Below are 16,510 nucleotides of genomic sequence, written 5' to 3' on the forward strand. Positions count from 1 at the left end.
CCAGCTTTACAGGGAAGACCTGCACTTGTATCGCGCAAGGACTCTGCAGGTGGAGGAGGGCGACATGTTCGGCCACGAAATCATGGCCGAGAGGGGGAGGCCGGCTCGGGCGTGCCCGCGCGAGCAAGGACGACTTGAGGCTCACCCCAACGCAAGCTCAGCCACCGCAGCGCATTTCGCATGGCGAGCGGGGTGGGCTGACCAGGTGTGGCCCGGCAGGGCAAATAGGCTATGACGGTGTGACCTGCAGGTGAACTTCATTGGCGACTGGCAAATCGCTTGAACCACAACGACGGAGCCGAAGTCCGCATGAGTAAGGACTCCTACGGGAACTGCCATGACTCAAGATGGGCTGAACGGGCTGCGAAGTCTTCTCCATGATCTCGAGTTGCCGCTGGATGGCGACCATCCCTCGTTCTTGGGCTCGGTACTACGCACGTTGAGCCAAGATGGGCTCGATCGCCTACCCAGGCCCGGTGATGGCAATACTCTGCGGCGCTGGCAGGTATTGGCTACCGTCGCAGGGAGTGACCTTTCGCTACTCAAGCTCTATGAAGGCCATACGGATGCCTTGGCTATCCTGGCCGAGCTGGATAGCGAACAGTTGCCTGGCCTCTGGGCGGTCTGGGCGGCCGAATCGCCTAGTGCCTGCGTGAACTTGGTCTCTCGCGACAATCGATCCGTGCGCATCAGCGGCAGCAAGCTGTGGTGCTCTGGCGCCGCCGTCGTGGACCATGCTCTGGTGACGGTCAAGGACGAGCAGCAACGATCGCAATTGGTGGCGGTCACTCTCGATCAGCCCGGCGTCAGCATTGGCAATACTGGCTGGAATGCAGTGGGCATGGCGGCCACGGGCAGCGTAGCCGTGGAGTTCGCCGAGGCCCATGCAAGCTGTGTCGGCGGTCCCGACGGGTACCTGCAACGCCCAGGCTTCTGGCATGGCGGTGCCGGTATCGCCGCCTGCTGGTACGGCGCAGCCAGCCGCTTGGCCAGCTACCTGCGACGTGGCCGCACCGACGATCCCCATGCCATAGCACATCTAGGCGCCGTGGACGCAGCCTTGGCAGGCGCTGCCAGCGCTCTGCGCGAATGCGCCGCCTGGATCGACTGCAACCCTTCCGCTAGCTCGGAACTGGCAACGCGGCGCGTTCGCGCGCAAGTCGAGGGGGCGGTGGAGGCTGTGCAATGGCACGTCGGGCGCGCGCTGGGCGCCACGCCATTCTGCCGCGACCGTCGCTTCGCCCGTTTAGCTGCCGATCTGCCAGTGTTCCTGCGGCAGAGTCATGGCGAACGTGACTTGGCCCAACTGGGACTGCTCCTGACCGCGCGATCGACACAGGCTGATGGTGACGAGACGTGGGCGCTATGAGCCCGGCAAAAAACCTTATCGCCGACTCAAGAACCACTCCGGCGGGGACTTGGCGCAGCTGGGGCCTGCTGGAGCGCCTACCGCGTATTAGCCGTGATCAACTCCTGCCAGCCGGGCATCGGCTGGTAGTGGTCGCGCCCCATCCCGATGACGAGGTGCTGGCCTGCGGCGGGCTGCTGGCCAGCCTGGCCAGCGCCGATGGCAATGTGTTGATCTCGGTGACCGACGGCGAAGGTAGCCATCCAGACTCACCCATCAGCCCGGAATGCCTGCGCGCGGTGCGCCAGGAGGAAAGCCGCGCTGCCCTCATGCGACTTGGCCTCGATCTGCAGCGCTGGCACTGGTGCCGCCTGCACCTGCCCGATGGCGGCGTGGATGCCAGCGTGTTGGCCGATCAGCTGCGCGAGATGATTCTCCCTGGTGACCGTTTGATAAGCACCTGGCGTGGCGACGGCCACTGCGACCACGAGGCCACTGGCCACGCCTGCGCCCAAGTAGCGGCACAACGTGGCGCCCAGCACTATGAAACGCCTATCTGGGCCTGGCATTGGTCAGCCCCGGACGACCCTCGCGTGCCTTGGGCACGTGCTTGTCGCTTCGACCTCGACCAGGAGGCTGTCAGGCGCAAGCGTGATGCCATCCTCGCTCACACGAGCCAGTGCGAAGGACCCCAGCCCGTCCTCAGTGCCTGCCTGCTGGACACCCTGCTGCAGCCCTATGAGATCTATTTCCGATGAAGGAAAGCCTGCCTGCGCGCTACTTTGACACGCTGTATAGAAACGATCCCGACCCTTGGTCTTTCCGCTCGCGTTGGTACGAGCAGCGCAAGCGCAACCTGATCCTCGCATGCCTGCCTCGCCCGCATTTTCACAGAGCCTTTGAGCCGGCCTGCGCCAATGGCGAAATTAGCGCTGAGCTGGCTCGGCGCGCCGAAAGCGTGTTGTGCTCCGACTACAGTGTTGAAGCCCTGAGTCTTGCCCGCACCCGACTCGCTGAATTCAGCAACGTGCAACTCGCGCGGCACACCATTCCGGAAGACTGGCCGGCGGGCCGCTTCGACTTGATCGTCCTTGGCGAGTTCGGCTACTACCTCACCCCTGAAGCGTGGCAGCGTACTTGCGAACAAGCGGCCCGCAGCCTCGTTGCTGGCGGTGTGTTGGTAGCCTGCCATTGGCGTCACCCACTAGAGGGCAGTGCACTGTCAGGCGATGCAGTTCACGAGCACCTGAGCCGAGCCATGCGTGCACTCCCGACAGTGCGCCATGTGGAAACCGATTTCCGCCTGGAGCTCTGGTGCGCCCCGGAGGAAGAATGATCGGCGTACTCGTGCCCGCACACAACGAAGCGGAACTCCTCGGAGGGTGCCTGCAGTCGTTACAGAAAGCCGCACAGCACCCTGGTCTGGATGGCGAACCGGTACATATCCTCACGGTGCTGGATGCCTGCACGGACGACAGCGAAGAGGTGGCCCATGCCTCGGGCGCCCTCATACTGCGGGTTAACAAGCGTAATGTGGGTCATGCCCGCCGCGTAGGTGCGGCCCATCTCTTGGAAATGGGAGCCCGCTGGCTGGCCTGTACGGATGCGGACAGTAGCGTCAGCCAAGACTGGCTGGTGCGCCAGCTGGCATTCGGCGCCGAGGCGGTATGCGGTACCGTACGAGTGTCGGACTGGTCGCCGCAGCCAGCTCAGGTCCGGCATCGATACGAAAAGCACTACCAGAGCCGCGAGGATCACCGACACATTCACGGCGCCAACCTCGGCATCTGTGCCCGTGCCTATGAGCGTGTCGGAGGTTTCCGACCCCTGCCATCCGACGAAGATGTCCACCTGGTGCGCGAGCTGGAGCGCAGCGGTGCCAGAATCGTCTGGACCCATCAAACCTGCGTGACTACTAGTGCCCGCCGCAATTACCGCGCGCGAGGTGGTTTCGGCGAGTTTCTCGACAGCCTGGCGTAAGCGAATTAAGCGCATCGACAAGGTGGTGGAGATCACGGGGCTGAAAGCATCACCATGAAGGGCTTGATCGAAGAAGGCGGGGGGCTGATTGACGAAGTCGACAGGGGGCAGTCCTCGATGCCGGCTCGATCGGTGCAGCACAGAAGGGCGAGCACTAAGAGATTTCCCCTATGGGACTCTGCAAGCGATGGCCAGGCATCTCGGGCTCGGCTTCTCGGCAATCACCTTGAGCAAAGAAACCCTGGCGGGGGAAAAGCGTACGGATAAGAAACTGACCAAGATTGCTGCAGAGGGAGGCAACCAAGCCGCTACCTTGCAGTGATGGGAGGTCGCTCTCCCGCTTTCTTTCAATACAGGCCAGGCGCTGCTTCGCGCATGAATATCTCGATGGTTTTTGGACCTACCCCTTCAAATTCAGCCAAGCGCTTTTCGAACTCCATCCGGTTTGCACTTTGCCGATGCATCACGCTGACTTTTCCACCGTATTGCTCATTGAGCTTCCTGCACAGTTTTACCAAGCGGGCCGCGGTGGAGATGTCATAACGAACGTAGCGCGCTTCTCCGAGCATTCTCACCAGGTCAGTCCTATTAGAGCTGCCCAATTTTTCAGGTGTGTCTCTTTTGCGCTGCTCGATGATGACTCGGTAGGCCTTCTCGGCGATGGATTGCTGAATCGGCTTTCCAAAAAGAAAGCTTGCTATTAGCCATTTGAACAGCGCCTCGTCGCTCGCTTTGGCGAGGCCTTCGTCCAGCCCTAACTGGTGCGCGGTTACTCGTTTGGCCGTCATGTAAGCGCCAAGCCGGGACCTTCCGATCCTGTCGTCAAAGGGTGGGGTTTCATCGGCCCTCCTGCTGGCTGTTCTGACGTTGTGGCTTGAGCGCGCGAAAAGGTTGCCATGTCCGCGTCTTCTGCGCGCCCCAAGGGAAATCCCTCTGTCCGCAGCCAGACGAATCAGTGATTCGTACTGGCGATGGTGAAACCATTGTCGGCTCGAGCCGGCAATAAATGGCCAGGCGTCTGATCTAGAGATCTATCTCCACCCAGACCGGAGCATGATCGCTGGCATGTGGCTCCCCGCGCACCCAGCGGTCTACCCCGGCATCCACCATCCTTTTTGCCAATGGCTTGCTGAGTAGCAGGTGGTCGATGCGTAACCCTGCATTGCGCTGCCAGTGCTGGCGGAAATAATCCCAGAACGTGTAGATCTGCTCCCCGGGAAAGCGAGTGCGCAGGGCATCAGTCCAGCCTTGTTGCAGCAGGCGCTGATAACAGTCTCGACTTTCGGGCTGGAGCAGCGCGTCTTTCTGCCAGGAGCGAGGGTTGTATATGTCGAGATCGGTCGGCACCACGTTGTAGTCACCCGCCAACACCACGGGATGGCCACTGTCAGCAAGCGATTCGGCGTGCGCAATCAGGCGCTCGAACCAAGCCAGCTTGTAGGCGAATTTCGGGCCGGGCTGGGGGTTGCCGTTCGGCAGATACAGGCAACCGACAATCACTCCATGAGCCGCCGCTTCCAGGTAGCGACTCTGGGTATCTGATGCGTCCCCTGGAAGTTCGCGCCGGATCTCCAATGGCTCCATGCCCTTGGCCAGAATCGCTACGCCATTCCATGCAGGTTGACCTCGCCAGATCACCCCATAGTCGGCCGCACGAAGATCGTCCGCGGGAAACTTGGAGTCCGCCGCTTTTAGCTCCTGCAAGCAAACGATGTCGGGGGCCTCGCGCTCAAGCCAAGTGATCAAGGCCTGGAGCCGCGATTGGATTCCGTTGATGTTGAAGGTGGCGATTCGAAGCGTGGCCAAGAGAGCCTCGGACATGACAGATAAGTCATATGGCAACCGATACTGGCGCCGTTACTGCCTCCGATCGCCGTGCCGGTGAACGAGTTCAGGGCAATTGTGTGATGTCGATGGATTGTTCGGTAGCGTCTCGACAGCCTCGCCTATGGCCGTCGGCTGCTGAGCCCCAGCGTCCGCCGGCGGCCAGAAGCGTACGGCGCTCGGCCCGGCGCGCGGGTTAACCCTTCAGTGCGGCTTCGATCGCGGCGATATCGATCTTGTGCATGCCCATCATCGCCTCGAAGGCGCGCCCAGCCGCCGCTCGGTCCGGACTGGTGATCGCCTGCGTCAGCACGCGCGGTGTGATCTGCCACGACAGCCCCCATTTGTCCTTGCACCAGCCGCATGCGCTTTCCTGCCCGCCGTTGCCCACGATTGCGTTCCACAAGCGGTCCGTTTCGGCCTCGTCGTCGGTGGCCACCTGGAAGGAGAAGGCCTCGCTGTGCGGGAACGCGGCCCCGCCGTTGAGGCCGAGACAGGGGATGCCCAGCACGGTGAAATTGACTGTCAGCACATCGCCCTGCTTGCCCGCGGGATAGTCGCCGGGCGCACGGTGGATGGCGTCCACCGAGCTGTTCGGAAAGGTCTCGGCGTAGAAGGTCGCGGCATCCAGCGCGGTGCCGTCGTACCAGAGGCATATGGTGTTTTTGCTGATCATTCTGGCTCTCCACGGGGAGGAGGTGTGGCGAGCAAAGGGGCCATGCCCGAACGCGCTTGAGGGCGTTGCCTCAGCCCGCCAACGCGACCGGCAACAGCAGCTCCACCCGCGCCAGATCGCCCTGGTTGCTGAATTGCACTTCGCCACCGAAGCTTTCCGCCAGCGCCTTGACGATCGGCAGGCCCAGGCCCCAGCCCTTGGTGTCGCTGCGGCTGGAGATGAAGTAGGGGGTGGCCAGGTTGGCCAGCACTTCCTCGGGGAAGTTGCCGTGGTTGGTCACCATCAGCCTGACGAAGTCGCTTTCCAGGCTTTGCTCGATGCGGATCGGCTTGAGTGGCTGGCCATGCTTGGCGGCGTTGCCGATCAGGTTGTCGAAGATGCGCAGGAATGCGGAGCGGTCCCAGGCTATCTGCAGGTCCGGGGTTGCCAGTTGCAGTTCCAGCGGGTTGTCCAGTTGCAGGGCCAGGTTGGCCACCGCGTCGTGTAGCAGCATGGCCAATTCCATGCTCTCGCTCATCAGCTTGATGCCGCCGCCGACGCTGACGTGGGAGATGTCCAGCAGGTTTCCCACCATCTCGTCGATGCGCCGCAGGTTGTCCTGCAGCACGGCGAGCAGGTCCTCGGTGCGGCGTGCCGGGTTGCGCTGCATCAGCCCGGTGGCCATCACCGCGGCCGACAGCGGCGAGCGCAGGTCGTGGCTGAAGGAGCGCATGAAGCGTTCGAGCATGACCTTTTCCTTGCTCAGCTGCTCGTTGCGCGCCTCGGCCCAGTTGCGCTGGCGCTCGATGCGCTCCATCCGGGTATTGCTCTTCAGCAGGCTGCTGATGGTGGCCAGCACTTCGTCCGGGTTGATCGGATGGGTCAGGTAGGCGCGGGCGCCGGTGTTCAGCCCGGTCGCCTTGTCCTTGCCGCTGACGAAGGTGGCCGAGATATTGATGATCGCCGGCAGCCGCGAAGGCCCCAGGCTCTGCTCGGCCATCTGGATCAGCTCGAAGCCGGTCATGTCGGGCAGGTTGATATCGAGGATCACCAGGTCGACGCCCTCGATCATCAGCGCCAGTCCCTCGGCACCCGTACCGGCTTCCACGATCTGGAAGTTCGCCTCGCTGGACAGGATCTTGCGCAGCACATAGCGGTTGGCTTCCATGTCGTCGACGATGAGGACTCGTCTAGTGCGCATCGCGTTGCTCCTCCACCAGGCGTCCAATGTGTTGCAGAACCTGCTCAGCGTAGTCCGGATGCGACTTGTGCAGAATCGCACGGCTGTGACGCTGCAAATGCTCCAGGGCCGGCCCCGCGAGCGGCTTGGAGGTATTGATCAGCACGCGCGCGTGCATGCTCCAGTCCATGCTGTCGAGCAGGTCCTCGCCGGAGATGTCCGGCAGGTCCAGGTCGAGGAAGATGATATCGGGGCGCACGGCATGCAGCTTGTCGATGCTGGATGTGGCGCTGACCGCCTCGATGATCACCGGGTGGTAGGGCTGCAGCAGACGCGACAGCAGGTAGCGGTCGGCCTCGCTGTCGTCGATCAGCAGGATGTTGATGCCGCTCAGGTCGAGCGCCGCCGGCTCGGGCGCCTGCTGGTCGTATACGCGGGCCACCTGCAGCAGGAAGCGGCTGCCGCGGCCCAGCGCGCTGTCCAGGCTGATCTCGCCGCGCAGCAGGCCTGCCAGGCGCTGCGCCAGGGGCAGGCCGAGGCCGGTGCCCTGGATCTGCGGCGCGGCGGGGTTGCGCACTCGCAGGAATTCCTCGAAGACCCGATGATGGTTCTCCGCCTCGATGCCGATGCCGGTGTCCTCCACCAGGAACTCGACGCTCTGTTCATCCGGCAGGTAGGTGCGCACGCTGACCTTGCCGCTGGGGGTGTACTTGAAGGCATTGCCGATCAGGTTGCGCAGTATCTGGAACAGCCGGTGGCGGTCGGTCTCCAGCGCCACGTCATGGGTGGCGCCGAGTACCTCCCAGGTCAGCGTGGGGTAGCGCTGGGCCAGGGCACTGGTGAACTGGCGCAGCTGTTCGACGAAGTCGGAGAGCATGAAGCGCACCGGGGTGATTTCGATGCGCCCGGACTCGGCCTCGGAGAGGTCGAGCAGCTCGTTGACCAGATCGGACAGCTCGGAGGCCGCATCGCTGATGAAGGCCACCTGCTTGTATTGCTCGGGGTTGAGTGCCCCGTCCACGCCCTTGAGCAACATCTTGCTGATGTTCTCGACGATGTTGATCGGCGTGCGGATCTCGTGGGTCATGTTGGCGAAGAAGCGGCTCTTGGACTGGCTGGCGGTGCGCAGCTCATCGGTGGCTTTCTCCAGTTCGGAATACAGCGCCACCACGCCCTTGTTGGTGTTCTCCAGCTCCAGGTTGGTGGCCTCCAGCTCGAACTGCTTGTTCTGCAGCTCGGCGGTGGTCAGCAGCAGCTCCTTGCCGCGTACCTGCAGTTCGACGTACGGATCGGCGACGCCCTCGCTCTGCAGTTGCTCGCGGATCTCATGAAATTGCGCCACCGAGGGATAGCTGCGCGGAGGATGAATCGCCTTGACGCCGCGGATGCGGGTGCCGCTCTCGGAGGTGTGGATCTCGAAGTCGTCCATCAACCGCTGGGCGCCGCGCAGGCCCACGCCCATGCCAGTGGGCGAGATGTAGCTGCCGTCGAGGATGCTGTCGATGGCGGCGATGCCGGGCCCGTGGTCTTCGGCGATAAAGCGCAGGCCGCAGAGCAGGCCGGCCTTGTTCTCCACCAGCTCGAACAGGAACGCGCCGCGGCCGGCGTACTGGTAGATGTTGCGGGCCAGCTCCGATACCGAGGTGGCGAAGCGGATCTGCTCCAGCTGTGACAGGTCGAGCCAGGCGGCGATGCGCTTGGCGCTCTGGCGACAGGTGACCACGTCGACTTCTTCCCGGATGTCTATGGATACGATGCGCCGCACCTTATGCATGCTTCATTACCACCATGGTTGCGTCATCGTTATGCCGGCGAAAATCGCGGTGCAGTACCGCCGCAATCACGGCGGGGTGGCGCCCGACCAGCCCCGGGTAGCTGGCCAGGTCGAAGCGGGTGCTGATGCCGTCCGAGGCCATCAGCAAAACGGTGGTGGGCGACCAGGGATAGCTGAAGCTCTGGATCCTGCCGATCCGATAGCCCACCGTACCATTGCCGGACACCATGCTGCGGCTGCGCCCGTCATGCAGTACACCGGCGATATTGCCTATCCCGCAGAAGCGCACCTGCGACTGCTGCGGCAGAACCTCTGCCAGGGCCACGGCCCCGCCGCGGGTCGAGGTCAGCACCCTGTGCATACGTTCGAGTAGCGTCTCCAGCGCAAGGTTCGAGTCATGTTCGCGGAACAGCTCGCGGGCCTTGCGGCTGGCTTCGTTGGCGGCGTAGCCGTGGCCCAGGCCGTCGCACACCAGCAGGCGGTTGCCGCTGACCGCCCAGGCATCGCCGCACAGCTCCTCGCCCGGGTACGGCAGGGAGACACCCGCCGAGATCAGCGGTCCCGCGGGTGGCTGCAGGTGAAACCGGGCCAGCACCACGGTGCCGCGCTCGGGCTGGGAATAGATATCGAACAGGTCGGAGAGGCGGCTGATCGCGCCCAGCCCGGCGCCCATGGTGCCCTTGCTGGAATAGCTGTCGGCCAGGCAGCGGGCGACATCGGCCATGCCGGGGCCACGGTCCACCGCCAGCAGTTCCAGGCGGCTGTCGTCCTGGTAATACAGCAGTTCGCCGCCGCCGGCGTGGATCACCAGATTGCGCGCCATTTCCTGCACCACAACGCCGATGCGGCCGAGCAGGGGCTCATCGGTCGTCAGGCGGCCGGCCAGGCGCACGATGGCGCGGCGTGCTGCGTCGGCGTGCGCGGTATGGCTGATGGCGTAGGCACTATGCGTGGAGCATTCGCTCATCTCCACTTCCATAGCTCCACGGTGGTGCCGGTGCCGGGCTGACTGGCGATGGCGAATTCGTCCACCAGACGGCGTGAGCCGCTGAGGCCGAGGCCCAGTCCGCTGCCCGAGGTGTAGCCGTCGACCAGGGCGCGCTCGATGTCGGCGATGCCCGGCCCCTGGTCGCTGATGACCAGGCGCACGGCCGCACGGCCCTCGCGGCTGGCCAGCTCCAGCAGGCATTCGCCGCCATTGCCGTAGATCAGCGCGTTACGCGCAATCTCGCTGGCCGCGGTGACTATCTTGGTCTGGGAGACCAGCCCCAGGCGGGCTTGCTCGGCGAGTTTGCGGACCTGCTGGCGGATGATGACGATGTCAGTTTCCTGTTTCAGAGGGAGCGTCTGTGTCTTCACTCTCGGGCTCCCCGGCGATGTCGTCCTCGTTCACGCTGTTTTCCAGCCAGCGCATGCCCTTCTCGATATTCAGCGCGGTGGCGATGCCCTCCAGGGACAGGCCCAGCTCCACCAGCGTGATGGCCACGGCCGGCTGCATGCCGACCACTATCACCTTGGCGTCGAGAATCCGTGAGACGTTGGCTATGTGCGACAGCATGCGGCCGATGAAGGAGTCGACTATCTCCAGGGAGGAGATATCGATCAGCACGCCCTTGGCCTTGTGGCGCACGATCTGCGCGGTGAGGTCTTCCTGCAGGTCCAGCGCCAGTTGGTCGTGCATGTCGACCTGGATGCTGAGCAGCAGGTAGTTGCCCATCTTGAGAATTGGAATGCGATCTACCATTGCGCCTGTCCCTTAGCGTGCCTTGGTATTGACCAGACGGACGTCCAGCTCTTTGAGCGCCAGTTTGAAGGCGTCGGCCAGCGAGGCCTTGGTCACCACATCGCCCAGTTCCACGCCCAGGTGCACGATGGTCGCCGCGATCTGCGGGCGGATGCCGCTGATGATGCAGCGGGCGCCCATCAGCTTGGCCGCGGTGATGGTCTTGAGCAGGTGCTGGGCCACCATGGTGTCCACGGTCGGCACCCCGGTGATATCGATGATGGCGATGTCCGACTCGGTCTCGACGATCTTCTGCAGCAGCGACTCCATGACGATCTGCGTGCGGTTGCTGTCCAGCGCCCCGATCAGCGGCACTGCCAGCACCCCATCCCACAGCTGAACCACCGGGGTGGACAGCTCCAGCAGGCTCTCCTGCTGTTCGCGGATCACCGTCTCGCGCCCGGCCATGTAGTACTCGACGCTGAACAGGCCGAGCTTGTCGACCAGCTTGCTGATCAGCCAGACCAGGTTGATGGCATTGTTGCCCTGGCTCTGCACCAGGTCGAACAGCGGCTCCTTGAGGGAGAATACGAAGGTGGCCGTCTCGGAAGGGCTGAAACCCTGGCGCGCCTGGGTCAGCGAGAGCCGTTCGAGTTGCGCCATCAGCGGCTTCCAGGCCGCTGTTTCGATATCGTCCGAGCCCTGCGCCAGGGCGATGGTCACGGCCTTGAGCAGCTCGCGGGAGCTTTCCTGCACGGTGCGCTCGTCGATCAGGTCGATGCGCATGCCGGCAGCGCGCTGGGCAGCCATCCACTTGTCCAGCAATTGTTCTTCGTTCTGTTTGAGAAGCTCGGCTAGCTGAGAAACGGACATCGCAGATTTCCTTTCGCGGTGGATAACGGTGCCGCTGACACTAGCACTCATATCGCCAACACGAGTGACGGAATGCGCAACGGCGACAGAGGATCGCTAAACGGACCGGCAGCGATAAAGGGAGTTCAACATTTCGGCAGCGCCTTGTGGGCGCTGTGTGCCGGCTTAGACCGCCCCGTTCGGGGTATCAGGTGCCGGCGATGGTGGCGAAAAGGGGGCATGGGATTGCCAATTTCCCCTGGAGCGATTTGCTCGGGCGACGATCCATATCGACACCTATCGCGCACAGCCGAGAGATCAGCCATGACACAGCGCTCGCAGAAAGAACTCATGTTGGCCGGGGAACTGTATGTGGCCTCCGGCCCCGAACTGGCTGCCGATGCGCAGCGCGCGGCCGACTGGATGGCGCGCTACAACGCCGCGGGCGCGGCCTCGCTGGAGGCGCGCCTAGCGCTGCTGGCCGAGCTGTTGGGCGCGGTGGGCGAGGGCGTGAACATACGGCCGCCGTTCCACTGCGACTATGGCTACAACATCCACCTGGGCCCCGGGGTGTTCATGAACTTCGGCTGCGTGATCCTGGATGTCTGCCGGGTCAGCATCGGCGCCGGCACGCAGATCGGCCCGGGCGTGCAGCTACTGAGCGCAGACCACCCACGCGAGCCCGAGCTGCGCGCTCAGATGCTGGAGTTCGGCAGGCCCATCAGCATCGGCGCGAATGTGTGGATAGGGGCGGGTGCGTTGATCCTGCCGGGCGTGACAGTCGGTAATAACGCCCTGGTCGGCGCGGGCAGCGTGGTGACCCGGAATGTGCCTGCCGGGGCTACCGTGGTGGGCAATCCCGCCCGCGTCATCCGGACCTGTGGTTCGTCTGCCGCGGGCGGCTGAGCCGAGCGGGATCGGCGCCATTGCAGCACCGATCCCGTCGCGCCATCAGTTGCCCAGCGGCGGGGTACGCGGCGGTACCCGGCGCTTCGAGCCGGTCGACTCGAAGGCCGCGGCGAAGCGCAGCAGCGCCGAGTCGTCGTAGGCGCGCCCGGCGAAGGTCAGGCCCACCGGCATGCCGATATCGGCCATCACGCCCATCGGCACGGTGACCGTGGGCACGCCCAGGTGGCGAATGGCGAGGTTGCCGTTGGCCACCCAGATGCCGTTGCTCCAGGCGATGTCGGCCGAGGCCGGGTTCACGTCGGCATCCGCCGGGCCCACGTCGGCCACGGTGGGGAACAGCACGGCGTCGAGCTTGAGCTCGTCCATCCAGTCTTCCAGGTCGATCTTGCGCGTCTGCTCCAGGCCGCGCAGGCCGTCGGGCAACGTCTCGATCTGGTCCCAGGTCTTCAGGCCGCGCTTGGCCATGTTGACGTATTCGTCCATGCCGGCGGCCAGGTCGTCCTCGCGATTGGGCAGAGTGCCCGGGGCGTGCGGGAAGATCTGCGGGCCGTCGACGTCTGCCAGGTGGTTCAGCTTGGGATCGCCGTTGGCGCGCAGGAAGTCGTCGAAGGCCCAGCCCGACAGCTCCCACAGCTCGTCATGCAGGAACTCCGGGCTGACGATGCCGCGATTGAATACGGTGGACGCGCCGGGGCGGTCGCCCTCGCAGTTGGACACCAGCGGGAAGTCCACTTCGATGACTTCCGCGCCGGCGGCTTCCAGGGCCTTGCGCGCCGCTTCCCACAACGCGATGACCGAGGCGCGGGTGTGGATGCGCTGGCCGGTCGGGCCACCGATGCCGGGTTTCTCGCTGGTGCCGGCCAGCTCGTCCTTATTGATGAACATGCGCGGCACGCCCAGGCGCTTGCCCTTGAGCGCGGCGGCGCTGGCAGCCAGTTCCAGATAGGACGCCGGACGCACCTCGGAGGCCTTGGGGATCGGCACCCAGGGCTGCAGGCGCCAGAGGTCGCCGCGGGTCTCGGCGTCATCGGCGACCACCACGTCGAGCACTTCGAGCAGGTCGGCCATGGTCCGCGCGTAGGGCACCACCACATCCATGGTCGGCGTCAGCGGCCAGTTGCCGCGTACCGAGATCACCCCGCGCGACGGGGTGTAGGCGCACAGGCCGTTGTTGGAAGCAGGACCACGGCCGCTGGACCAGGTTTCCTCGGCCAGGCCGAAGGCGGAATAGCTGGCGGCGGTGGCGGTGCCGGCGCCATTCGACGAGCCGGAGGCGAAGGGGGCGGTGAGGTAGGCGGCGTTGTACGGGCTTTCCGCCCGGCCATACACGCCACGTTGCATGCCGCCGTTGGCCATGGGCGGCATGTTGGTCTTGCCCAGGCAGATGGCGCCACCGGCGCGCAGGCGCTCGATGGTGAAGGCGTCGCGTTGGGCGACCAGATCCTTGAAGGCGGGGCTGCCGGAAGCGGCGGTGAGGCCCTTGACCAGGTAGCTGTCCTTCGCCGTGTAGGGAATGCCATCCAGCGGGCCGAGGGTTTCGCCACGGGCACGGCGGGCGTCGGAAGCCTCGGCTTCCTGCAGCGCAGCGGGGTTGCGTACGACCACGGCATTGAGCCTGGTATCGGTCTCGGGGCCGTCGTAGGCGTCGATACGGGCCAGGTAGGCCTGCACCAGCTCGACCGCTGTGGTGCGACCGGATTCGAGCGCGGCACGCAGCTCGGCAATGGAAACCTCAGTTACCTCAATCATCTTGTTATTCACCGCTGGCTACTGATGGGTGGCGCAGGGAACCTGCTGCACGCTGAACGCTGGGTTCAGGGTGTCAATTATGTCAAACAGTTGATCTGATATGTCAAACGCTTGCTCATGGTGGAGCGCATTTCGCTACGAGAAAGCATAGGAAGGTAGCGGCGGCAGCGGAAATGCCGAGGGTGATCCGTGCTCTTCTCGCGCGGGACAGGAGAGTGGCCTGGGGGGCGGCAAGCCCACCAGGCCCGCACTCAGATGCGGAAACTGCCGACCAATTGTTGCAGGCGGGCGGCCTGGCGCTCCAGATCGCCGCAGGCGCGCAGGGTCGCCTGCAGGTTCTCCACGCCTTCCTGGTTGAGGGTGTTGATCTCGGTGATGTCCATGTTCAGCGCCTCGACCACGGCGGTCTGCTCCTCGGTGGCGGTGGCCACCGACTGGTTCATGCCGTCGATCTCGCCGATGCGCTGGGTCACACTGCCCAGGCGCTCGCCGGCCTGGTTGGCGATCTCCACGCTCTGTGCGCTGTAGTGCTGGCTCTCGGTCATGGTGGTGACCGAATCCCGGGCGCCGACCTGCAGTTCCTCGATCATCTTGTGGATTTCCTGGGCCGACTCCTGGGTGCGGTGGGCCAGGCTGCGCACCTCGTCCGCCACCACGGCGAAACCACGCCCGGCCTCGCCGGCACGGGCCGCCTCGATGGCCGCGTTGAGGGCGAGCAGGTTGGTCTGCGCGGAGATGCTCTTGATCACTTCAAGGATCTGGCCGATGTCCACGGTCTTGCTGTTGAGCACTTCGATGTTGGCGCTGGAGGCGCTGATCTTCACCGACAGCTCGTTCATCGCCACGATGGTCTTCTGCAGCACCTGGCTGCCTTCCTCGGCCAGGTGCCGGGCGTCGGAAGCCTGGTGCGAGGCATCGGCGGCGTTGCGTGCGATCTCCTGGGCGGCGGCGCCCAGTTCGTTGATCGCCGCGGCCACGCTGTTGGTGCGGCTGGCCTGCTCGTCGGAGTTGGCCATCGACGAGTTGGAGGCGTTGACCACCAGCTTGGCTACTTCGTTGAGCTGGCCGGTGGCCGAGGACACCTCGCGGATCGAGCCGTGAATCCGCTCGACGAACTGGTTGAAGGAGGTGGCCAGCTCGCCGAATTCGTCGCGGCTCTGCACGTTCAGGCGCTTGGTCAGGTCGCCGTCGCCCTGGGCGATGTCGCGCATGGCCGTGCCCATCAGCAGCAGCGGCTGCATCAGCACGCGGATCAGCATGCCAAGCAGGAGCACGGTGGCGATCACCGCCACGATGGTGGCGACCACGGCCGAGGTGCGGAACTCGCCGAGGGCGGCGAAGGCGGCGTCCTGGTCCAGCACCAGGGCCACATACCAGTTGGCCGAGGGCAGGCCTTCCAGCGGAGTGAAGGCGATGAACTGGGTCTTGCCGTCCACTTCGACTTCGCTGACGCCGGCCTGCACGCGCGGGGTGTCCTGCGGGTACAGCTCCTTGATGTCCTTGAGGGTGTAGTTGCTGTCCGGGTGCAGCAGCACCTTGCCCTGGGCGCTGACCAGGAAGGCATGGCCGTGGCCCTGGAACTTCAGCGACTCCAGCAGCTGGGCGATGCTCGCCAGCTCCATGTCGGCACCGGCCACGCCGACCATCTGGCCGTCACGGCGCACCGGGGTGGCGATGGTGATCACCAGCTTCTGCGAGGAGGCGGCGATATAGGGCTCGGTCAGCGCGCTGCCCTGGGCGGCGCTGGCGGCCTTGTACCAGCCGCGGGCGCGCGGGTCGTAGTCGGCCGGGCGGTTACCCACGGGCACCGAGGTCATGGCGCCATCGGCGCCGCCGAAGTAGGTGAGCTGGAAGCGCTGGCCGTACACCGGCAGGTTCAGCGCGGCCTCCAGCGGCTGGCCCTGCTCGCCGTTGGCAGAGAGCTGCTGGGCCAGGGACTCGACCAGCTGGATGCGGCCGTCCAGCCAGGTCTTGATGTTGCGCGTGGCCAGGCTGCCGACTTCTTGCAGCGAGGCGTGCACGTCGGCATTCAGGGTCTGGCGCTGGCGGTAGTCGTTGAACAGTACGAACAGGGTGAACGCAACAATCGTCACCAGCGAGGCGGCCAGCAGGATCTTCTGGCTGAACTTCAGGTTGGAGGGCATCGCAAGGTATCCATGCAAGGTTTCTGGCAGATAGCCGGTTGCCGCCGCGGGTTGTGCCCGCTGGCGGGTGTCGTTCCATGGCTCCTGCCGCGGCTGCCAGCGCTGAGCGCCGGCCAGGCGGGGCCAAGCCAGGACTGTGGCCACCGGGATAACGGCGTGCCACGGTCCCTTACCGGCTCTAGTAGTAGTTATGGTCCGGATTGGGGATTCCGCACTCCGGAAGGGCATCCGGAACTCGGTGAAAATACCGGCATTCTGCTGGCAAACCGCTAGCGATGGTTAGTCCGATTTGCGGCAAAGATATGTAGCTTTGGGCCGGCATCGTGCGCAAAAAGGCCATTGTCATCGCTGCAGTAGCTTGGCCGTCTGGAT

General features: G+C 64.5%; 17 protein-coding genes. 6 read left to right on the plus strand and 11 right to left on the minus strand.

Annotated elements, in window-relative coordinates; translation table 11 throughout:
* Positions 1-337: 337 nt before the first annotated feature.
* From N7607_RS10830 to N7607_RS10850, 5 genes are all read left to right on the plus strand, one after another.
* Complete coding sequence (locus N7607_RS10830; protein ID WP_279866818.1) at positions 338-1,369, plus strand: acyl-CoA dehydrogenase; 1,032 nt, start codon at positions 338-340, stop codon at positions 1,367-1,369.
* Positions 1,366-2,106 carry a PIG-L family deacetylase gene (locus tag N7607_RS10835; protein ID WP_279866817.1) on the plus strand — a complete coding sequence of 247 codons (741 nt, stop codon included), beginning with the start codon at positions 1,366-1,368 and terminating at the stop codon, positions 2,104-2,106. The genes N7607_RS10830 and N7607_RS10835 overlap by 4 nt, the downstream gene beginning before the upstream one ends.
* Positions 2,103-2,684 carry a class I SAM-dependent methyltransferase gene (locus N7607_RS10840; protein WP_279866816.1) on the plus strand — a complete coding sequence of 194 codons (582 nt, stop codon included), beginning with the start codon at positions 2,103-2,105 and terminating at the stop codon, positions 2,682-2,684. Before N7607_RS10835 ends, N7607_RS10840 begins: the two co-directional genes overlap by 4 nt.
* Entirely contained in the window at positions 2,681-3,328 is a 648-nt protein-coding gene (locus N7607_RS10845; protein ID WP_279866815.1) for a glycosyltransferase, read from the plus strand. Before N7607_RS10840 ends, N7607_RS10845 begins: the two co-directional genes overlap by 4 nt.
* Positions 3,329-3,416: 88 nt before the next feature.
* Positions 3,417-3,650 carry a DUF892 family protein gene (locus N7607_RS10850; RefSeq protein WP_279866814.1) on the plus strand — a complete coding sequence of 78 codons (234 nt, stop codon included), beginning with the start codon at positions 3,417-3,419 and terminating at the stop codon, positions 3,648-3,650.
* Positions 3,651-3,675: 25 nt separating this feature from the next.
* Here N7607_RS10850 and N7607_RS10855 read toward each other — a convergent pair whose 3' ends face one another.
* The 9 genes from N7607_RS10855 to N7607_RS10895 form a co-directional block, all read right to left on the minus strand.
* Positions 3,676-4,116, minus strand: a complete 441-nt coding sequence (locus N7607_RS10855) for a DNA methylase (RefSeq protein WP_279866813.1) — start codon at positions 4,114-4,116, stop codon at positions 3,676-3,678.
* Positions 4,117-4,351: 235 nt separating this feature from the next.
* Positions 4,352-5,134: an exodeoxyribonuclease III gene (locus tag N7607_RS10860; protein ID WP_279866964.1), complete on the minus strand. Its 783-nt coding sequence runs from the start codon at positions 5,132-5,134 to the stop codon at positions 4,352-4,354.
* Between the two features lie 214 nt (positions 5,135-5,348).
* On the minus strand, positions 5,349-5,828 hold the full coding sequence (locus N7607_RS10865; protein WP_279866812.1) for a VOC family protein: 480 nt from the start codon (positions 5,826-5,828) through the stop codon (positions 5,349-5,351).
* 70 nt (positions 5,829-5,898) lie between these two features.
* Entirely contained in the window at positions 5,899-7,008 is a 1,110-nt protein-coding gene (locus N7607_RS10870; protein WP_279866811.1) for a response regulator, read from the minus strand.
* Complete coding sequence (locus N7607_RS10875) at positions 6,998-8,761, minus strand: ATP-binding protein (protein ID WP_279866810.1); 1,764 nt, start codon at positions 8,759-8,761, stop codon at positions 6,998-7,000. Before N7607_RS10875 ends, N7607_RS10870 begins: the two co-directional genes overlap by 11 nt.
* On the minus strand, positions 8,754-9,728 hold the full coding sequence (locus N7607_RS10880) for an ATP-binding protein/SpoIIE family protein phosphatase (RefSeq protein WP_279866809.1): 975 nt from the start codon (positions 9,726-9,728) through the stop codon (positions 8,754-8,756). Before N7607_RS10880 ends, N7607_RS10875 begins: the two co-directional genes overlap by 8 nt.
* On the minus strand, positions 9,725-10,120 hold the full coding sequence (locus tag N7607_RS10885) for an ATP-binding protein (RefSeq protein WP_279866808.1): 396 nt from the start codon (positions 10,118-10,120) through the stop codon (positions 9,725-9,727). Before N7607_RS10885 ends, N7607_RS10880 begins: the two co-directional genes overlap by 4 nt.
* Positions 10,083-10,505 (minus strand): STAS domain-containing protein, encoded by a 423-nt coding sequence (locus tag N7607_RS10890; RefSeq protein ID WP_279866807.1) that lies wholly within the window; start codon positions 10,503-10,505, stop codon positions 10,083-10,085. Before N7607_RS10890 ends, N7607_RS10885 begins: the two co-directional genes overlap by 38 nt.
* Positions 10,506-10,517: 12 nt before the next feature.
* On the minus strand, positions 10,518-11,357 hold the full coding sequence (locus tag N7607_RS10895) for an STAS domain-containing protein (RefSeq protein WP_279866806.1): 840 nt from the start codon (positions 11,355-11,357) through the stop codon (positions 10,518-10,520).
* A gap of 303 nt (positions 11,358-11,660) precedes the next feature.
* On the opposite strand from N7607_RS10895, the gene N7607_RS10900 reads away from it, so the two are divergent.
* Complete coding sequence (locus N7607_RS10900) at positions 11,661-12,242, plus strand: sugar O-acetyltransferase (protein ID WP_279866805.1); 582 nt, start codon at positions 11,661-11,663, stop codon at positions 12,240-12,242.
* A gap of 45 nt (positions 12,243-12,287) precedes the next feature.
* Here N7607_RS10900 and N7607_RS10905 read toward each other — a convergent pair whose 3' ends face one another.
* Complete coding sequence (locus N7607_RS10905; RefSeq protein ID WP_279866804.1) at positions 12,288-13,994, minus strand: amidase; 1,707 nt, start codon at positions 13,992-13,994, stop codon at positions 12,288-12,290.
* A 251-nt stretch (positions 13,995-14,245) separates the two neighbouring features.
* The gene (locus N7607_RS10910) at positions 14,246-16,138 is read right to left on the minus strand and encodes a methyl-accepting chemotaxis protein (RefSeq protein WP_279866803.1); all 1,893 of its coding nucleotides are present in this window, start codon (positions 16,136-16,138) and stop codon (positions 14,246-14,248) included.
* Positions 16,139-16,510: the final 372 nt, after the last annotated feature.

This window comes from Pseudomonas sp. GD04019, assembly GCF_029837695.1.
Lineage (GTDB): Bacteria > Pseudomonadota > Gammaproteobacteria > Pseudomonadales > Pseudomonadaceae > Aquipseudomonas.